The following is a 17,294-nucleotide window of genomic DNA, read 5'->3' on the forward strand; positions in this document are numbered from 1 at the left end:
AGCGCCTGCGCAGGGGCTAACGTGGGGCGGATGGGGACCGGAGAGCGCAATCGGGAGGCGGCCGTGCCCGAACGGAACGCAGGCGGCGGCGCGACGCCGCCGCGCACCCTCGCGGAGGCCCTCCGCGGCCGCGGCGACGAGGGGCTCGCCGTGCTGCTGCGCGCCCGCCCCGACCTCCTGTCGCCGGTGCCGAACGACCTCACCCAGCTGGCCACCCGCGCCGGCACCCGTGCCTCCGTCGTCCGCGCGCTGGAGCGTCTCGACCGGTTCGCCCTGCAGACCGCCGAGGCCCTCGCCGTCGCCCCGGACCCCGCCCCGTACCCCGTGCTCCTGGCCCTGCTCACCGGGGACGGCGAGAGCGACCCGGCCGTCTCCGAGGCGTTCCCCCGTGCCGTCGAGCTGCTGCGCGGCCAGGCTCTCGTGTGGGGCGACGACGAGCGGCTCCGGCTCGTCCGCACCGCCCGCGAGCTGCTCGCTCCCTCCCCGCAGCACCCGTCCCCCACGGGTCTCGGCCCCTCCGTCTCCGAGGCCACCGCGGGCATGTCGCCCGGCCGGGTGCAGGAGATCATCGCCGCGGCCGGGCTGCCCGCCACGCACGATCCGGTGTCCGCCGTCGCCGCGCTGTCCGGGCTGTTCACCGACCGCGCCCGCATGGCAGCGCTGCTCGACACCGCCCCGTCCGATGCACTCGCCGTCCTCGACCGGCTCGTCTGGGGGCCGCCGTACGGCGAGGTCACCGCCGACCCGCCGCCGCCGGTCCGCTGGCTGCGCGACCGGGGCCTGCTGCTGCCCGTGTCCACGCGCACCGTCGTCCTGCCCCGCGAGGCCGCGCTCCATCTGCGCGGCGGCCGCGCCCACCGTGTCGTGGAGCCGGTGCCGCCCGCCGTGGAGGTGCTGCGCGAGTACCGTCCACAGGCTGTGGACAGTGCGGCGGCCGGCCAGGCGTACACCGCGCTCGCCACCGTCGAGGACTTGCTGCGCGAGTGGAACGAGGGCGGGCCCCAGGTGCTCCGCGCCGGCGGCCTGTCCGTACGCGACCTCAAGCGCATCGCCGTCGCCCTCGACGTCGCCGAACCGGTCGCCGCGTTCTGGCTGGAGCTCTGCCACGGCGCGGGGCTGCTCGCCTCCGACGGCGAGGCGGACGAACGGTACGCCCCGACGCCGGCGTACGACGACTGGCTCGACCTGCCCCCGGCCGAACGCTGGGCCCGCCTCGTCACCGCCTGGCTCCCCGGCACCCGCGCCTCCGGCCTGGTCGGCGGACAGGACGCGAAGGGCCGCGCCCTGTCCGCGCTCGGGCCTGAGCTCGACCGCTCGCCCGCCCCCGAGGTGCGCCGCCGGGTCCTCACCCTGCAAGCCACGCTCCCGCCGGGCTCGGCCGCCGACCCGGCGTCCGTCCTCGCCCGGCTGGCCTGGGAGCGCCCGCTGCGCGGCTCGGCCGCGGGAGACGCACCGGCCCGTACGGGCCCCGGCGCGCCTGCCGGCGACCCCGCCTCGGCCCTCGGCGGCCGTTCCGCCGCCGCCTCCGCCCCCACCGACCTGCGCTCCCGCCTCGCCCTGTGGGCGCTCGACGAGGCCGAGCTGCTCGGGCTCACCGGGCGCGGGGCGCTGTCCGGCCCGGCCCGGGCGCTGCTCAATCTGCCGCTTGCCGAGGCCTGCCCCGACTCCCCTCCCGGCGAGGCCGGCGGCGGGGTCGAGCTGTCCGTCGCCGCCTCCCGCGCGGCCACGCTGCTCGCGCCGCTGCTGCCCGAGTCCGTCGACCACGTCCTGCTCCAGGCCGACCTGACGGCCGTCGCGCCCGGCCCCCTGAAGCGGCCGCTCGCCGAGACCCTCGCGGTGCTCGCGGACGTCGAGTCGAAGGGCGGCGCGACCGTCTACCGGTTCACCCCGGGCTCCGTGCGCCGCGCCCTCGACGCCGGCCGGAGCGCCTCCGACCTGCAGGGGTTCCTGGCCGCCCACTCCCGTACACCGGTGCCGCAGCCGCTGGCGTACCTGATCGACGACGTGGCCAGGAAGCACGGCCATCTGCGGATCGGCGCGGCCTCCGCGTACGTCCGCTGCGACGACGACACGTTGCTCGGCGAGATCCTCGCCGACCGCCGGTCGGACCCGCTCCGGCTGCGCCGCCTCGCGCCGACCGTGCTCGCCGCGCAGACCGACCCCGCCTCGCTGCTCGACGGGCTGCGCGCGATGGGGTACGCGCCGGCCGCCGAGTCCGCGGGGGGCGACGTGCTGATCACCCGTGCCGACGCGGTCCGCACCCCGCCCCGCACCGCCCCCGCGCCGGTGCCGGACGGGCCTCCGGCCCCCGACGGCACGCTCCTGAAGGCGGCGGTCCGCGCGATCCGCGCCGGGGACCTGGCCTCGACGGCGGTGCGCAAGGAGCGTCCGGACGCGCCCCCGCGCGCGCCCGGCGAGCTGCCCCGCACCTCCGCCGCCGAGACCCTGGCCACCGTGCAGGCCGCGGCCATGACCGGCTCGGCGGTCTGGATCGGCTACGTGAACGCCGACGGCGCGGCCAGCCAGCGGGTGATCGCCCCGGTCCGGGTGGAGGGCGGCTTCGTCACCGGCTACGACCACACCGCGGACGAGGTGCGCACCTTCCCGCTGCACCGCGTCACGGGCGTGGCCGAGCTGGCCGAGGACGACTCCTAGGCGGGCCTGGGACGGGCCCGGCTACCCGAGCACGAACGTCGTCAGGACCGCCGCGTGGTCCGACGGCCAGACGTTCGCCGCGACCTCCGGCCACGGGTTCGGGGAGCCCGCGACGAGCGTGGTGGAGTCGAGGACCTGCAGGCCGCGGCCGTTGTGCAGGACGAAGTCGATGCGGTCCTGCGGTTCGGGCCGGCCGCTGCCGGAGCCCTCGTCCGGGTGCATGACGTGGATCGGCGACCAGGTGTGGCCGGGCTCGCGCTCCGGGTCGGGGTGCGCCTCGCGGTACGAGTCGCGCAGCCCGGCCGCCTCGGCGGCCAGCGTCACCGGCCACGGGACGTCGGTCCGGTCGAGGTGCGAGGGCGCGTTGAAGTCGCCGACCAGGACCACCGGCCGCGACTCCCCCGCCGCCGCCGCGATCCGCTCCAGCGTGTCCCGCATCTGCCCGAGCCGTACGTCCTCGTGGGCGACCAGCTCCTCGGCGTCAAGACCGTCGAAGTCGGCCTCGTACGGCCCGTACGGGGCGTAGTGCAGGTGCGCGGTCCAGAGGTCGACCTCGTGGCCCTCGTCGGTACGGATCCGCACGCCGGCCGCGCCGTAGAAGCCGACGTCCGGGTCGCCGAGGCGGGCGACGATCGGGTGGCGGCTGACGATGCCGAGGTTGTCGCCCGCGTGGTGACCGTGCCAGCCGAGCTCCTCCGCCAGCTCGTCGGTGGCCTGGGGGCCGGCCTCCTGGAGGCCGACCACGTCGGCGCCGGAGTCGCGGATCGCCCGGACCTGCTTGGCGCGGCCGTCGTCGACCATCGCGCCGGCGAGCCACAGGTTCCAGCTCATGACCTTCAGCCGGGGGCCGTCCGCGGTCATGGCCCGCAGCCGGTCCGGGGTGACCTCGGTGAGGCTGCCGAGCACGGTCCGGCCGGGCGCGGCGTCGATCGGCGCGAGGGACGGGACGGCGAGCACCGCGCAGCCGGCGGCCTCGGCGGAGCCGACGCCAGTGGGGGTGTCCTCGACGGCCACGCAGCGGGCCGGGTCGACGGCGAGGGCGCGGCAGGCGGCGAGGTACGGGTCGGGCTCGGGCTTGGTGCGCTCGGTGTCGTCGGCGGTGACGGAGACCGCGAACGCGGGCGCGCCGAGCGCGCCGAGGGCGGCGAGCACGGTGTCGGCGACGGCCCGCGGCGAGGCGGTGACCAGGGCGGTGGGGACACCGTCGCGGGCGAGCGAGGAGAGCAGGGCGAGCGCGCCGGGCCGGGGCACCACCCCGGCCCGGACGCGGTCGGCGAACTCCCGGTGCAGCGCGGCGGCGAGCTCGTCCGCCGCGCCCGTTCCTTCGGCGGCGAGCCAGGCGGCGGTGTGCTCGACGGGGCGGCCGAGCACGTCCGGCCGGTCGGCCTCGGTCAGCGGGCGGCCCGCGACCTGCTCCACCGCTTCCCACCACAGGCCCTCGGTGTCGACGAGGGTGCCGTCCATGTCGAACAGGACGGCCTGGAGGGCGGTCCGGCGAGGGGACGGTGCGGTCAGCGTCACGTTCTCTTCTTCTCTTTCCATCGTTGTGCGTACCGCGTCCAGGTCTACGCGGCTGCTCGCGCGGCCACCAGGACGGGCTGCTCGCGCGGGGTGACGGTCACGGCGTCGCCGACGGCGAGCGCGCGGGCCTCGTGGGCGGGCAGGTCGGCCTTGACCTCGGTGCCGTCGCCGAGGCGCACGGTGAGCCGGACGACCGCGCCGAGGAACGACGCCGCCGTGACCTGGGCCGTGCCGGACGCGTCCGCCGCGACCCCCAGGTCCTCGGGCCGGACGAGCACGTCGACCCGGGCGGTCGCGGGCGGCTCGCCCTCGACCGGGAGCCGGCGGCCGAGGACCTCGACGGTGCTGCCGTCGAGGTCCCCGGGGATCCGGCTCATCGTGCCGACGAACTCGGCGACGAAGGCGGTCGCGGGCCGACCGTACAGCTCTGCGGGCGGGGCGATCTGCTCCAGACGGCCGCCGTGCATCACGGCGACGCGGTCCGCCATGGACAGCGCCTCCTCCTGATCATGCGTCACGAACAGGGTCGTGATGCCGAGTTCCTGCTGGATACGGCGGATCTCCTCGCGCAGCGTGAGCCGCACCTTGGCGTCGAGCGCGGACAGCGGCTCGTCGAGCAGCAGGACGCGGGGGCGCAGCGCGAGGGCGCGGGCGAGGGCGACGCGCTGCTGCTGGCCGCCGGACAGCTGGTGGGGGTAGCGGCCGCTCTTGTCGCCGAGGCCGACCAGGTCGAGCAGCTCGGCCGCCCGGGCACACCGCTCGGCCGCGCCGACCTTGCGCATCCGCAGGCCGAAGGCGACGTTGTCGAGGGCGCTGAGGTGCGGGAACAGGCTGTACGACTGGAAGACCATGCCGGCGTCGCGGCGGTGGGCCGGGACGCGGGTGACGTCCTCGCCGTCGACGAGGATCTCGCCGGCGTCGGGGTGCTCGAAGCCGGCGAGCATGCGCAGCGCGGTGGTCTTGCCGCAGCCGGACGGGCCGAGCAGGGCGAGGAGTTCGCCGGGGCGCACGGTCAGGTCGAGGCCGTCGAGGGCGACGGTGGTCCCGAACGCGCGGCGCAGGCCCCGGAATTCGACGGTGGCGGCCGAGTCGGTCTTCGATGTCTGGGGGGCCACGGCGGTGTCGGTCGTCATCTCTTCAGTCACTTCTCGGAGGAGGTCGGGGTGGCGGAACGGGCGCCGACGAAGGCGAGGCCGAGCAGCAGCAGCCAGGTGACGAACAGACTGAGCACGGACACGGCCACGGACACCTGGGCCTGCGAGCCGCCGATGCCGACGATCCAGACGGCGAAGGGCCGGAACTTCAGGATCTGGGCGACGGTGAACTCGCCGAGCACCAGCGCCAGGGTGAGGAACGAGGCGTTGAGCAGGGCCCCGCGCAGATTGGGCAGCACCGCCCTGACCAGCGCCTGCGCCCAGTTCGCGCCGCAGTTGCGGGCGGCCTCGACGAGGGTGGGCACGTCGACGGCCCGCAGGCCCGCGTCCAGGGCCCGGTGCACGAACGGCAGCGCCATCACCGTGTAGGCGAGGACGAGCACCACCGGGAAGTCGGGGTTCTGGACGGCGACGAAGGTCTGGAACAGCGGGGTCCGGGAGAGGTGTTCCGGGCCCCAGGTCAGCACTGAGGCGATGCCGGCGACGAAGGCGATCGGCGGCACGACCAGCGGCAGCGAGCAGACCACCTCGACGACCGGCCGCAGCCTCGGCGCGCCGAGCCGCAGCGCGACCATCGCGGGCACCATGAGGAGCAGGACCAACGCGATGGTGGCGGCGGCCAGTTCGAGGGAGAGCAGCAGGCTGGTGAGGAAGCCCTCGGCGCCGAGCAGCTTGGTGTACGCGTCGAACGTGATGCCCTGGCCGGGCACGTCGATCGTGAAGATCACGGAGGCGGCCAGCGGCAGCAGGAAGTAGACCGCCGCGATCAGCAGGACGAGGCCGCGCCCGGGACGTACGCGTACGGTCGGGGTCAGGCGAGCCACCGGGCGCTCCGTCGTTGCAGGGGGAGGTACACGGCCATGACGAGACCGGCGACGAGGACCATGTCCAGGCTCATCGCGAGGGCCACGTTCTCCTGGCCGACCATGACGTTGCCGGCGAGCGCGTCGGCGATCTGCAGGGTGATCAGGGGGACGGAGCTGCCGACCATCGCGGCGGCGGTGGCGTAGGCCGCGAAGGCGCTGCCGAAGAGCAGCACGAACCCGCCGAGCAGGGACGGCGCGAGCACCGGCAGGGCGACGTGCCGCCAGTACTGGGCGCGGGTCGCCCCGTTGTTGAGAGCCGCCTCCTGCCACTGGCTCTTCAGTCCTTCGAGCGCCGGGGTGATGGTGAGCACCATCAGCGGGATCAGGAAGTACAGGTAGGCCAGGGTCAGTCCGGTGAAGCCGTACAGGCTCCAGCCCTTCTCGGTGAGGTCGAGCTTCCGGGTGAGGAAGCCGGCGTTGCCGAGGGTGGCGACGAAGGCGAAGGCGAGCGGCACGCCGCCGAAGTTGGCGAGCACGCCGGAGGCGGTGAGTACGGCCTGCTTCAGCGCCTCGAAGCGCGAGGTCACGACGGCCTGGGCGAGCAGCAGTCCGGTGACGACGCCGATGGCGGCGGAGACGGCGGACAGCTTGACGCTGCCGATCAGGGCGGTGAGGTACGCGCCCTTGAGCGAGGTGGTCAGGTTGTCGAGGCCGTACGAGGTGGCCCCGGTGACCGGGTCCTTCACCGTGAACGCGCCGGACAGCATGGCCAGGGCGGGGACGCCGAAGGCGAGCGCGGTCACCGCGAGCAGCGGGACGACGGCGAGCCAGGCGGGGGTGCGGAAGGCGGTGCGGCGCCGCCGCTTCCCCGGGGTGACCGGGGAAGCGACGGGCGCCTGGGCCCTCCGCGTGGGGGCCGTCACCGCCGGGGCGGGACGGGCGGAGGAGGGGAGGGTCATCCGGAGACGGCCTTCCCCCAGCCCTCGGAGAGGGTGGTCTTGGCCTTGGCCGCCTGGGCCTCGGACGGGAAGGCGGGCGTGCCGGGGACGGCGGGCAGCTTGGCGGCGGCGTCCTTGTCGAGGGTGCCGGCCTTCTCCAGGGCGGGCATCAGGACGGGGCGGGCGAAGCCCTTCAGCCACAGGTTCTGGCCCTCGGCGCTGTAGAGGTACTCCTGCCACAGGCGGGCGGCCGCGGGGTGCGGGGCGTCCTTGTTGATGGCCTGGGAGTAGTACTGGGAGAACTTTCCGTCGGCGGGGACGGCGACCTTCCAGTCGAGGCCCTTGCTCTTGAACTGCTCGGCGTAGCCGGCGTTCAGGTAGTCCCAGTCGATGGTGATGGGCGTCTCGCCCTTCTCGACGGTGGCCGGGGTCGCCTCGACGGGGTTGAAGTTGCCGTTGGCCTTCAGCTTGCCGAAGAAGTCGATGCCGGGCTGGATGTCGTCGAAGGAGCCGCCGTTCGCGAGCGAGGCCGCGAAGACGCCCGCGTAGGCCGAGCCGGACTTGGTCGGGTTGCCGTTGAGGGCGACCTGGCCCTTGTACTCGGGCTTGAGCAGGTCCTTGAAGGTGGCCGGGCAGTTCTTGACGCGCTTGGCGTCGCAGCCGATGGAGACGTAGCCGCCGTAGTCGTTGTACCAGCGGGCCTGGGCGTCCTTCTGGGCCGCGGGGATGTCGGCGAAGCCGGCGACCTCGTAGGGGGCGAACAGGCCCTGCTGGGCACCGCTGAGCGCGAAGGACTGGCCGAGGTCGAGGACGTCGGGGGCGCGGTCCTGGCCCTTGAGGGTCGTGACGGCGCTGATCTCCTCCTGGCTGGAACCGTCCGGGTTGTCGACCTCGATCTTGATCCCGTACTTCTTCTGGAAGCCGTCGATCAGCGCACCGTAGTTGGCCCAGTCGCGGGGCAGGGCGATGGCGTTGAGCCTGCCCTCCTTCTTCGCCGCCGTGACGAGGGCGTCCATGCCGCCGAAGTCGGCGGCGGAGGTCGCGGTGGCGGCGTTCTTGCCGTCGGCGGTGGTGGAGGACTTCTCGGGGGCGGCGCCACAGGCGGTCAGGGCAAGGGCGGCGACAAGGGCGAGCGAACCGCCGGCGGCGGCTTTTCTCAGCGGGGACGCGGGGACGGGCACGGCTTCTCCAGGGGAGCGTCGAGGGGTGTCCGACGGACGGCCCCAACGGACCGGTCCGCATGACTTGCCGAACAACTTGTCTGAACAAGTCGGCCTCAGTACGCCCGGCGATGGTGACACACAGGTGAACCCGAAGGGAATAGATCCTCGCCATTCCTTGCACAATGGCAACTCTTTTCGGCCGGTCGGGCACTCGATTACGCTGAGCATCAGCACACAGCTGTGCACAGCTGTCCACTTTCACGAGGGGAACCGATGGCCGCGCGACACGAGCAGATCGCCGAGGAGCTGCGGCGGGCGATCCGGCGCGAGGAGTACCCCGTCGGGGCCCGGCTCCCCGCCGAGACCGAGCTCGCGGCGCAGTACGGGGTCTCCCGCGGCACCGTCCGGCAGGCCGTCGCCGCGCTCACCGCGGAGGGCCTGATCGGCTCCCGCCAGGGCGCCCGCCGGGTGGTCCTGGCCGATCACCGCAGCCAGAGCTTCGGCGAACTGCGCAGCTTCGCCCAGTGGGCCCAGGCGATGGGCCGCACCGCCACCGGACACGTGGTCCGCCAGGAGTACCGCCCCGCCACCGCCGAGGACGCCGCCCGACTCCAGTTGGACCAGGGCGTGCCGCTCCTGAACGTCCTGCGCGTGCGCGGCCTGGACGGCGAACCGGTGCTGATCGAGCGGACCGTCTACGCCGACTGGATCTCCCCCACGGTCGAGGCGATCTCCCCCGAGTGCGCCTCGGTCACCCAGCGCCTGTACGAGGACACCGGCCTGGTCTTCGCGCACGGCGAGCACGTCATCGACGCGGTCGCCGCCGGCTCCCGCGACGCCGCCCTCCTCGGCCTGCGCCGCACCAGCCCCCTGCTCCGCGTCCGCCGCGTCACCACCACCCACGACGGCCGCCCGGTCGAATGGTCCGACGACCGCTACCGGCCGGACGCGGTCAGCTTCACCGTCCACAACTCGATAGCGAACAACGCGCTGGTACGGACGACGGCGGGGTAGACGGTTCTTCACCCGCCGGTATCGGCCGCTCATCGTGCAGACTGGATGTTTGGCCGCGCGGAAGGGAAACACGTACGTGAACGGTCCACTCATCGTCCAGAGCGACAAGACACTCCTGCTCGAAGTCGACCACGAGCTCGCCGACGCCTGTCGTCGGGCCATCGCGCCCTTCGCCGAGCTGGAGCGGGCTCCGGAGCACATCCACACGTACCGGATCACCCCGCTCGGGCTGTGGAACGCGCGGGCCGCGGGGCACGACGCCGAGCAGGTCGTCGACGCCCTCGTCGAGTACTCCCGCTACCCCGTGCCGCACGCGCTGCTGGTCGACGTCGCCGAGACCATGGCCCGGTACGGGCGGCTCACGCTCAGCAAGCACCCCACGCACGGGCTCGTGCTGACCACCACCGACCGGCCCGTCCTGGAGGAGGTGCTCCGGTCGAAGAAGGTCGCGCCGCTGGTCGGGGCCCGGATCGACCAGGACACCGTGGCCGTGCACCCCTCGGAGCGCGGGCAGATCAAGCAGACCCTGCTGAAGCTGGGCTGGCCCGCCGAGGACCACGCCGGGTACGTCGACGGCGAGGCCCACCGCATCGACCTCGCCGAGGAGGGCTGGGCGCTGCGCCCCTACCAGCGGCAGGCCGTCGAGGGCTTCTGGCACGGCGGCTCCGGCGTCGTCGTGCTGCCCTGCGGCGCCGGCAAGACGCTGGTCGGCGCGGGCGCGATGGCCCAGGCCAAGGCGACCACGCTGATCCTCGTCACCAACACCGTCTCGGCCCGCCAGTGGAAGGCCGAGCTGGTGAAGCGGACCTCGCTCACCGAGGAGGAGATCGGCGAGTACTCCGGCACGCGGAAGGAGATCCGGCCGGTCACCATCGCCACCTACCAGGTGCTGACGACCAAGCGGAAGGGGATCTACCCCCACCTGGAGCTCTTCGACTCCCGCGACTGGGGCCTGATCGTCTACGACGAGGTGCACCTGCTGCCCGCGCCGGTCTTCAAGTTCACCGCCGACCTCCAGGCCCGGCGGCGGCTCGGTCTGACCGCGACTCTCGTCCGCGAGGACGGCCGCGAGTCGGACGTCTTCTCGCTCATCGGGCCCAAGCGCTTCGACGCGCCGTGGAAGGAGATCGAGGCGCAGGGCTACATCGCGCCCGCCGACTGCGTCGAGGTCCGGGTGAACCTCACCGACTCCGAGCGGCTCGCCTACGCGACCGCCGAGACGGAGGAGAAGTACCGCTACTGCGCCACCACGGACACCAAGCGGAAGGTGACCGAGGCGCTGGTGAAGCGGTTCGCCGGGCAGCAGATCCTCGTCATCGGCCAGTACATCGACCAGCTCGACGAGCTCGGCGAGCACCTGAACGCGCCGGTCATCAAGGGCGAGACGTCCAACGCCCAGCGCGAGAAGCTCTTCGGCGCCTTCCGGAACGGCGAGATCAGCGTCCTGGTGGTGTCGAAGGTCGCGAACTTCTCCATCGACCTGCCCGAGGCGACGGTCGCCATCCAGGTCTCCGGCACCTTCGGCTCCCGGCAGGAGGAGGCACAGCGGCTCGGCCGGGTGCTGCGGCCGAAGGCCGACGGGCACCAGGCGCACTTCTACTCGGTCGTCGCCCGCGACACCGTCGACCAGGACTTCGCGGCGCACCGCCAGCGCTTCCTGGCCGAGCAGGGGTACGCGTACCGGATCGTGGACGCGGACGAGCTGCTCGCGGGGGACGAGCAGTCGGGCTGAGGCCCGTGGGCGCGTGAGCGCGTGAACGCACGGGAGCCCCGGCCTGCCATCGGCGGGCCGGGGCTCCTGTGTCGTGCGACGGTGTCAGACGCGCGGGTTCAGGACCAGCTTGGCCTGGTTGTTCGCGGTGTTCGGGTCGAACGCGAAGCCCGTGCCGTACGGCGGCTTCAGCGTGATCGCGCCCTTCGCGCCGGTGACGACCGTGTCGACGCGCAGCTCGAACGGGAACGTCACGGTCTGCTTCTCGGCCACCCAGATGGGCAGCTGGCACACGTAGCGCGGCGCGCCGGTGCGCACCTCGTTCTCCCACCAGCCGCCGTCCGCGGTGCGCGGCTCGCAGGCGTCCGGCACGGTGGTGACCGTCGCGCCCTGCGGGACCGTGACGTCGACGGAGCCGACCGGGTCGCCGGAGCCGAGGTTGGCGATCCAGGCCGGGCCGCGGTTGCGGAAGGTCACGTCGGCGCGGACGGTCGCGCCGGCAGCGGCGGTGTGGCGGCCGCCGCGGACCGCGAAGTCCGCGGTGTTGGTCGCGGTGATCTGCGCGACCGCGCCGTTGTTCTCCGGGGCGAGGTCCTCGGCGCCGCCGCGGGCGTGCACGCCGATGTCGACGCGCTCGGACAGCGCGTACGGGGCGACCGTGGCCTGCAGCGCCGTCGGCAGCGCGAAGGAGCCGCCCGGGGCCACGACGTCGTCGAAGAGGCAGTCGATCTTGGTGAGGGCCTTGATCGTGCCCTCGCCGAGCGGCTCGCTGGTGCACTGCGGCGCGACCGTGCCGAGGTCGAGGCCACGGGTGACGTACAGGGTGACCTGGACGCCGGTCGCCGCCTCGTTGCCCTTGTTGACGACGGAGACCGGCACCGGGACCGTGCTGCCGGGCGCGACGCCGGTCACCGGCGCCGGCGGGCCGAGGACCAGGTCGGGGCCGGAGGCGATGCGGACGGTGGTGGAGCTCTCCGGGGCGACCATGGTGCCGCTGTCGGTCTGCGCGGTGGCCTGGTACGTGATCTGGCCGGTGACGCCCGCGTCGGCGCCGGCGACGGCGCGCAGCTTCACCTCCACGGGGGCGTCGCCGGTCAGCGGCACCTCGGGGAAGGAGCAGACGGCGGTCGTCCCGGCCGGGGCGCAGGCGTCCGGCCACGTGACGTCGGCGACGCCGGCCAGGCCGGAGACGTCGACGGTGAGCTTGCCGTCGGTCACGCGGTAGTCGGCGTTGTCGTGGTAGAGGCCCAGGGCGACCGTGCTGACGGGGGCCTCGCCGCCGTCGACGCCCTTGGGGAGCGCGAGCTCCCACGGCGACACGATCCACAGCTGGTCGCTCGCCGCGGCGGCGGGCACGGCGGCCAGACCGACGCCGGCCATTGCGGCGGCGCTGACGCCTGCGGCGATCCGCGCCAGGCGGCCGGCGGAGGACTTCCTCATGATCTCCTGCGTTCCTCACTGCTTGGGGGGATGAGCGGTGCGATGAGGAGACCGTCGAGGACGACGAACGGTTGTACGGGTCGGCCGGGGCAGGTCGGCCGAGGCAGGCCCGCCGCAGGCCTTAGTCCACGAGCGCGACGAGCGGGGCGATCACGGCGAGGGCCCAGGCGGCGGTGACCGCCACGGCACGCACGCGGTACTCCAGCGTCGCGCGCGGCGCGACGGCGGCGGCCAGTCCGGTCACGGCGCCGGCCGCCAGGGTCCAGAACGCGACGTCGACGAACACCCCGCTGCGTCCGTCACCGGAGATCGCGTCCTCGAGCACGACGACCACGGTCAGGACGAAGGAGACGAACAGGGCGAGAAGGCTCCCGCCCGCGAGGACGCGGAGTGCGCGGACGGAGGGCGAGGTCGGGGTGGGGGCGGCGGTGGGGCGGCCGTCGTGGGCGTTCGTCGTCATGCACCGATCACATCACCGGCTCCGGCCGTCGGCCATGCGCGGAGGTACTCAGCCCGAACCTCCCGCGTACTCAGGACGGGGGTTCCGTATGCCGGCCCCGGGCGGGCCGTACTCGCCGAGCAGGACGACGGACACCGCCGCGCCGCCGTACGCGCGCACGGCGCGCAGGGCGAGGGCGAGTCGGCGGGAGTGGGGGAGGCTGGGGGTCAGGGTCGCTGCGGTCATGTCTCCATGATGGATTTCGGGCATACCGAGCACATCGACCCGGGGTCTGAACCGTGGTCCCCCCTCGGTACGACGCAGGACGGACCCGGTCCCCTACGGGTCGTACGACGGCGGGTCGCTCGTACGACAGCGGGCCGCTCGTACGGCGGGCCACGTACGGCGGGCCGCGGAAAACCGTTCGCCCCGGCCGGTGCCCGGCGGCTACACTCGTCCGCTTCCCCGCCTCCCTCGCTGGAGCGCTCGCCGTCCGGTCGGAAACCGGCGGCCACCTCGTCGTGTCCGCACATCCCGACCCGGAGGCTCCGCCGTGTCCGTGTCCGTGTCCGAGTCCGCCACCGATCCGCTCGCCCGCGAGCGCGCCCACCTCTCCGACTCCCGCACCGCCCTGCGCGCGATGCGCGAGGACGTGCAGTCGCTCGACATCAAGGACGTCACCGCGAACTGGGTCAACTCCCTCGTCCTGCAACGGCAGATCGAGGACCGGATCAAGGCGCTCGCCGACCTCGCGCACACCCCGCTGTTCTTCGGCCGGCTCGACTACCTGCCCACCACCCAGCAGGGCCAGCGCTTCTACATCGGCCGCCGGCACGTCCACGACGCCGCCGGCGACCCGATGGTGATCGACTGGCGCGCGCCGGTCTCCCAGCCGTTCTACCGGGCGTCGCGGAAGGACCCGCAGGACGTGGGCCTGCGGCGGCGGTTCGGCTACACGGGCGGCGAGCTCACCGCGTACGAGGACGAGCACCTCACCGACCCGTCCGAGGCGGCGCAGACGTCGAAACTGCTCCAGGCGGAGATCGAGCGGCCGCGCGTCGGCCCCATGCGGGACATCGTGGCGACGATCCAGCCGGAACAGGACGCGATCGTGCGCTCCGGCCTGTCCGGCACGGTGTGCGTGCAGGGCGGGCCCGGCACCGGCAAGACGGCGGTGGGCCTGCACCGGGTGGCCTACCTGCTGTACGCGCACCGGGACCGGCTCGCCCGCACGGGCACGCTGGTCATCGGCCCGAACCGCTCCTTCCTGCACTACATCGAGCAGGTCCTCCCCGCCCTGGGCGAGCTGGAGGTCCAGCAGGCGACCGTGGACGACCTGGTCGCGCACGTCGAGGTGCGCGGCGAGGACGCGGCGGCGACGGCCGTGGTGAAGGGCGACGCGCGGATGGCGGAGGTGCTGCGCCGCGCGGTCCGCTCGCACGTGACGCTGCCGACCGAGCCGCTGATGGTGGTCCGCGGCTCGCGGCGGTGGCGGGTGCCGGCGTACGAACTGGAGGAGATCGTCCGGGAGTTGCTGGACCGGGACATCCGGTACGGGGCCGCCCGCGACGCCCTGCCGCAGCGCATCGCGCACACGGTGCTGGTGCGGATGGAGCAGGCGGGCGAGGCGCCGGACGACCGGGTGCAGGACGCGGTGGCGCGCAACGCGGCGGTGAAGGCCGCGGTGAAGGAGTGCTGGCCGCCGGTGGACCCGGCCAAACTGGTCCTGCGCCTGCTCGGCGACGCGGACTTCCTGGCGGAGCACGCCGCGGGGATCCTCACCGAGGACGAGCAGAAGCTGCTGCTGTGGGCCAAGCCGTACCGGAGCGTGAAGTCGGCGAAGTGGTCGGCGGCGGACGCGGTGCTGATCGACGAGGCGAAGGACCTGGTGGAGCGGACGCACTCGCTCGGCCACGTGGTCCTGGACGAGGCGCAGGACCTGTCGCCGATGCAGTACCGGGCGGTGGGCCGGCGCTGCACGACGGGTTCGGCGACGATTCTCGGCGACCTGGCGCAGGGCACCACGCCGTGGGCGACGGAGAGCTGGGCGCAGGCGCTGGGGCACCTGGGCAAGCCGGACGCGGTCGTGGAGGAACTGACGGCGGGCTTCCGCGTGCCGCGGGAGGTCATCGCGTACGCCTCCCGGCTGCTCCCGCGCATGTCGCCGGGCCTGTCGGAGGTGACCTCGGTCCGCGAGGCCCCGGGCTCGCTGGCGATCGTCCCCTCGGACTCCCTGGACGAGGACGTGGTGGCGGCGTGCAGGGAGTCCCTGAAGCGGGAGGGCTCGATCGGCCTGATCGCCGCGGACGCCCGCATCGCCCCCCTGGCGGAAGCCCTGGAGGCGGCGGGCCTGCCGTACCTCTCCCCCGGCGAGGAGACGACGGCGGAGTCCCGCCTGACGCTGGTCCCGGCGTCCCTGGCGAAGGGCCTGGAGTACGACTACGTCGTACTGGACGAGCCGTCGGCGGTCGTCGACGGCGAACCCGACGAACGCACCGGCCTCCGCCGCCTCTACGTGGCCCTCACCCGAGCCGTCTCAGGCCTCACCATCGTCCACGGCACCCCCCTGCCCCTCTAGGGGCGCGGGGAACGCGCTTGGGGGCGCGGGGAACTGCGCGACAAGCCACGACGCACCCGCAGCCGAACGACAGGGGCGGGCGCTAGACCGCCGTGATCGCCCGCCGCCACGAGGCGACCGCCTCCGCCGACACCGGCGCCGCCCACCCCCGCGGCCGCGCCGCCCCGCCGATGTGGAACGCGGTGAGCCCCGCCCCCCGCAGCGCCGGCAGGTGGTCGAGCCGCAGCCCGCCGCCCACGAGGATCGCCGCCTCGTACCCCGGCTCCCCACCCCGCGCCGCCTCCGCAGCAAGCACCCGCAGCCCGTCGTCGACCCCGGTCGCCGCCCCGGCGGTGAGGTACGTGTCGAGCCCGGGCAGGTCCGCGAGCCGCTTGCGCAGCCCGTCCCGGTCCGCGCACCGGTCGATCGCCCGGTGGAACGTCCACCGGCAGCCGTCGATGACGGCGAGCAGCCGCTCCACGGCGACGAGGTCGGGCTGCCCGTCCGGCGTGAGGAAGCCGAGTACGAACTCGTCCGCGCCGGCCTCCCGCAGTTCGGCCGCCCGGCCGACCAGCGCGTCCACGTCACCCGCCGTGAAGCCGTCCGTGAGCCGGAGCATCACCCGCAGCGGGATGTCCACGGCCGCGCGGATGGCCGCGAAGCGCTCCTTGGAGGGGGTCAGCCCGTCCGCCGCCATGTCGGTGACCAGTTCGAGGCGGTCCGCCCCGCCGGCCTGGGCCGCGACCGCGTCCTCCTCGTCGAGGGCGATCACCTCCAGCACTGCACGGTCGCTCATCGAGCCCGTTCCTCCCCATAGCGGCTACAGGTCTAGTCCAATGTTCGGGACCAGACTAGCCGTGGGAGTGCGAGGGCGCATCGTGCCCGCCGCCCTCACCCTGCCCGGCGCCCTGTCCGCCGCCCTGACCGCCCGCGTACACGGTGAACGCCGCCGTGCGGACCTTCCCCTCGTGCCGGAAGTCCAGGAAGAGCCGGTACGCCCCCGCGCTCGGCGCCGTCGCGGTGAACGAGACGTCCGGGCCGGGCCCGCCCTCGTTCGGGTGAACGTGCAGGTACGCCAGGTCGCCCTCGCGGAGCGCGACCAGATGCCCGTACGCGCCGAGGTGCGGCTCAAGGTCCGTCACCGGCCGGCCGGCCTTCGAGACGGTGAGCTTCAGCTCGCCGGGCTTCCCCGGGTCCAGGGTGCCGCCGAGCCGCACCTGGTACCCGTCCACCGTGGCCGTCGGCGCGGCGGCCGGCAGCGGCTGCGGGGCGTACGCGCCCGGTACGGAGACGTCCGCGCCCAGCGTGACCGGCTTCGCGCCCTTCGCGGCCGCAGTGAAGTCCGCGAAGACCTTGTACGCGCCCGCCGCCGGCAGGTCCACCGGGGTCGACCAGGTCCCGTCGGCGGCCCGCACCGGGTGCAGGTGCCGGAAGACGGTGAGGTCGCGCGAGGCGACGATGAAGTGCAGTTCCTTGCCGTGCTCCGTCTTGTACGCGGTGACCCTCCGGCCGGCCGCGTCCTTGATCGAGAACTTCAGCTCGCTCGCGCCCGCCGCCGGCTTCGGCGTCTCGAGGGCGAGCGTGTAGCCACCCTCGGAGACCTGGAGGCCGCCCGCGGCGGGGTCGCCCCCGTCCCCGCCGGCCGCCTCGCCGTGCCCGGCCTGCGCGTGCTCCGCCTGCTGCGGCCCGCCCACGGGGCCGACGGCCGTACCGACCCCGTACGCGGTGCCGAACGTCGCGGCGAGCGCGGCGGCGAAGGCGGTGATCCTCACGGCGGTGTTCATGGCTGCTCTCCCGTCCCGGGTCCTGCTCCGTTTCCTTCTCTGCACCTCACCATACCCCTGGGGGGTATCAAGTCAAGTGCGGCAGCCGCTTGCGTCGGATACGGTAGGGGGG

Annotated in this window: 14 protein-coding genes; 4 read left to right on the top strand and 10 right to left on the bottom strand. The window is 74.0% G+C overall.

Annotated elements, in window-relative coordinates:
- The first annotated feature begins 30 nt into the window (after positions 1–30).
- Entirely contained in the window at positions 31–2,655 is a 2,625-nt protein-coding gene (locus tag ACGFMM_RS08440) for a helicase-associated domain-containing protein (RefSeq protein ID WP_393644379.1), read from the top strand.
- A 21-nt stretch (positions 2,656–2,676) separates the two neighbouring features.
- Here the strand turns inward: ACGFMM_RS08440 and ACGFMM_RS08445 are convergent, their stop codons facing one another.
- The 5 genes from ACGFMM_RS08445 to ACGFMM_RS08465 are packed head-to-tail and all read right to left on the bottom strand — an operon-like array spanning position 2,677 to position 8,255.
- Positions 2,677–4,176, bottom strand: coding sequence for an HAD-IA family hydrolase (locus tag ACGFMM_RS08445; RefSeq protein WP_393644381.1), 1,500 nt, complete (start codon positions 4,174–4,176; stop codon positions 2,677–2,679).
- A 44-nt stretch (positions 4,177–4,220) separates the two neighbouring features.
- Positions 4,221–5,309, bottom strand: a complete 1,089-nt coding sequence (locus ACGFMM_RS08450; RefSeq protein WP_393644383.1) for an ABC transporter ATP-binding protein — start codon at positions 5,307–5,309, stop codon at positions 4,221–4,223.
- An 8-nt stretch (positions 5,310–5,317) separates the two neighbouring features.
- On the bottom strand, positions 5,318–6,154 hold the full coding sequence (locus ACGFMM_RS08455) for an ABC transporter permease (protein ID WP_393644385.1): 837 nt from the start codon (positions 6,152–6,154) through the stop codon (positions 5,318–5,320).
- Positions 6,142–7,059 (bottom strand): ABC transporter permease, encoded by a 918-nt coding sequence (locus ACGFMM_RS08460; RefSeq protein WP_393644723.1) that lies wholly within the window; start codon positions 7,057–7,059, stop codon positions 6,142–6,144. Before ACGFMM_RS08460 ends, ACGFMM_RS08455 begins: the two co-directional genes overlap by 13 nt.
- A gap of 32 nt (positions 7,060–7,091) precedes the next feature.
- Positions 7,092–8,255 carry an ABC transporter substrate-binding protein gene (locus ACGFMM_RS08465; RefSeq protein WP_393644387.1) on the bottom strand — a complete coding sequence of 388 codons (1,164 nt, stop codon included), beginning with the start codon at positions 8,253–8,255 and terminating at the stop codon, positions 7,092–7,094.
- Positions 8,256–8,510: 255 nt separating this feature from the next.
- Between ACGFMM_RS08465 and ACGFMM_RS08470 the strand changes: the two genes are divergently transcribed.
- Together ACGFMM_RS08470 and ACGFMM_RS08475 are read left to right on the top strand one after the other, a co-directional pair.
- A complete protein-coding gene (locus ACGFMM_RS08470) occupies positions 8,511–9,251 on the top strand; it encodes a GntR family transcriptional regulator (RefSeq protein ID WP_393644388.1) in 741 nt (246 codons plus the stop codon).
- A 76-nt stretch (positions 9,252–9,327) separates the two neighbouring features.
- The gene (locus ACGFMM_RS08475; protein ID WP_393644390.1) at positions 9,328–10,983 is read left to right on the top strand and encodes a DNA repair helicase XPB; all 1,656 of its coding nucleotides are present in this window, start codon (positions 9,328–9,330) and stop codon (positions 10,981–10,983) included.
- Between the two features lie 84 nt (positions 10,984–11,067).
- On the opposite strand, the gene ACGFMM_RS08480 is transcribed toward ACGFMM_RS08475, so the two are convergent.
- The 3 genes from ACGFMM_RS08480 to ACGFMM_RS08490 form a co-directional block, all read right to left on the bottom strand.
- Positions 11,068–12,402 (bottom strand): hypothetical protein, encoded by a 1,335-nt coding sequence (locus ACGFMM_RS08480; protein WP_393644392.1) that lies wholly within the window; start codon positions 12,400–12,402, stop codon positions 11,068–11,070.
- A gap of 121 nt (positions 12,403–12,523) precedes the next feature.
- Positions 12,524–12,862, bottom strand: coding sequence for a hypothetical protein (locus ACGFMM_RS08485; protein ID WP_393644394.1), 339 nt, complete (start codon positions 12,860–12,862; stop codon positions 12,524–12,526).
- Between the two features lie 48 nt (positions 12,863–12,910).
- Entirely contained in the window at positions 12,911–13,087 is a 177-nt protein-coding gene (locus ACGFMM_RS08490) for a hypothetical protein (RefSeq protein WP_393644395.1), read from the bottom strand.
- A gap of 394 nt (positions 13,088–13,481) precedes the next feature.
- Between ACGFMM_RS08490 and ACGFMM_RS08495 the strand changes: the two genes are divergently transcribed.
- Positions 13,482–15,419: a HelD family protein gene (locus tag ACGFMM_RS08495; RefSeq protein ID WP_393644725.1), complete on the top strand. Its 1,938-nt coding sequence runs from the start codon at positions 13,482–13,484 to the stop codon at positions 15,417–15,419.
- Between the two features lie 82 nt (positions 15,420–15,501).
- On the opposite strand, the gene ACGFMM_RS08500 is transcribed toward ACGFMM_RS08495, so the two are convergent.
- Together ACGFMM_RS08500 and ACGFMM_RS08505 are read right to left on the bottom strand one after the other, a co-directional pair.
- The gene (locus ACGFMM_RS08500; protein WP_393644397.1) at positions 15,502–16,194 is read right to left on the bottom strand and encodes a copper homeostasis protein CutC; all 693 of its coding nucleotides are present in this window, start codon (positions 16,192–16,194) and stop codon (positions 15,502–15,504) included.
- 55 nt (positions 16,195–16,249) lie between these two features.
- The gene (locus tag ACGFMM_RS08505; RefSeq protein ID WP_393644399.1) at positions 16,250–17,182 is read right to left on the bottom strand and encodes a hypothetical protein; all 933 of its coding nucleotides are present in this window, start codon (positions 17,180–17,182) and stop codon (positions 16,250–16,252) included.
- Positions 17,183–17,294: the final 112 nt, after the last annotated feature.

Origin of the sequence: Streptomyces sp. NPDC048604, from assembly GCF_043199435.1 — a bacterium.
Classification (GTDB): domain Bacteria; phylum Actinomycetota; class Actinomycetes; order Streptomycetales; family Streptomycetaceae; genus Streptomyces.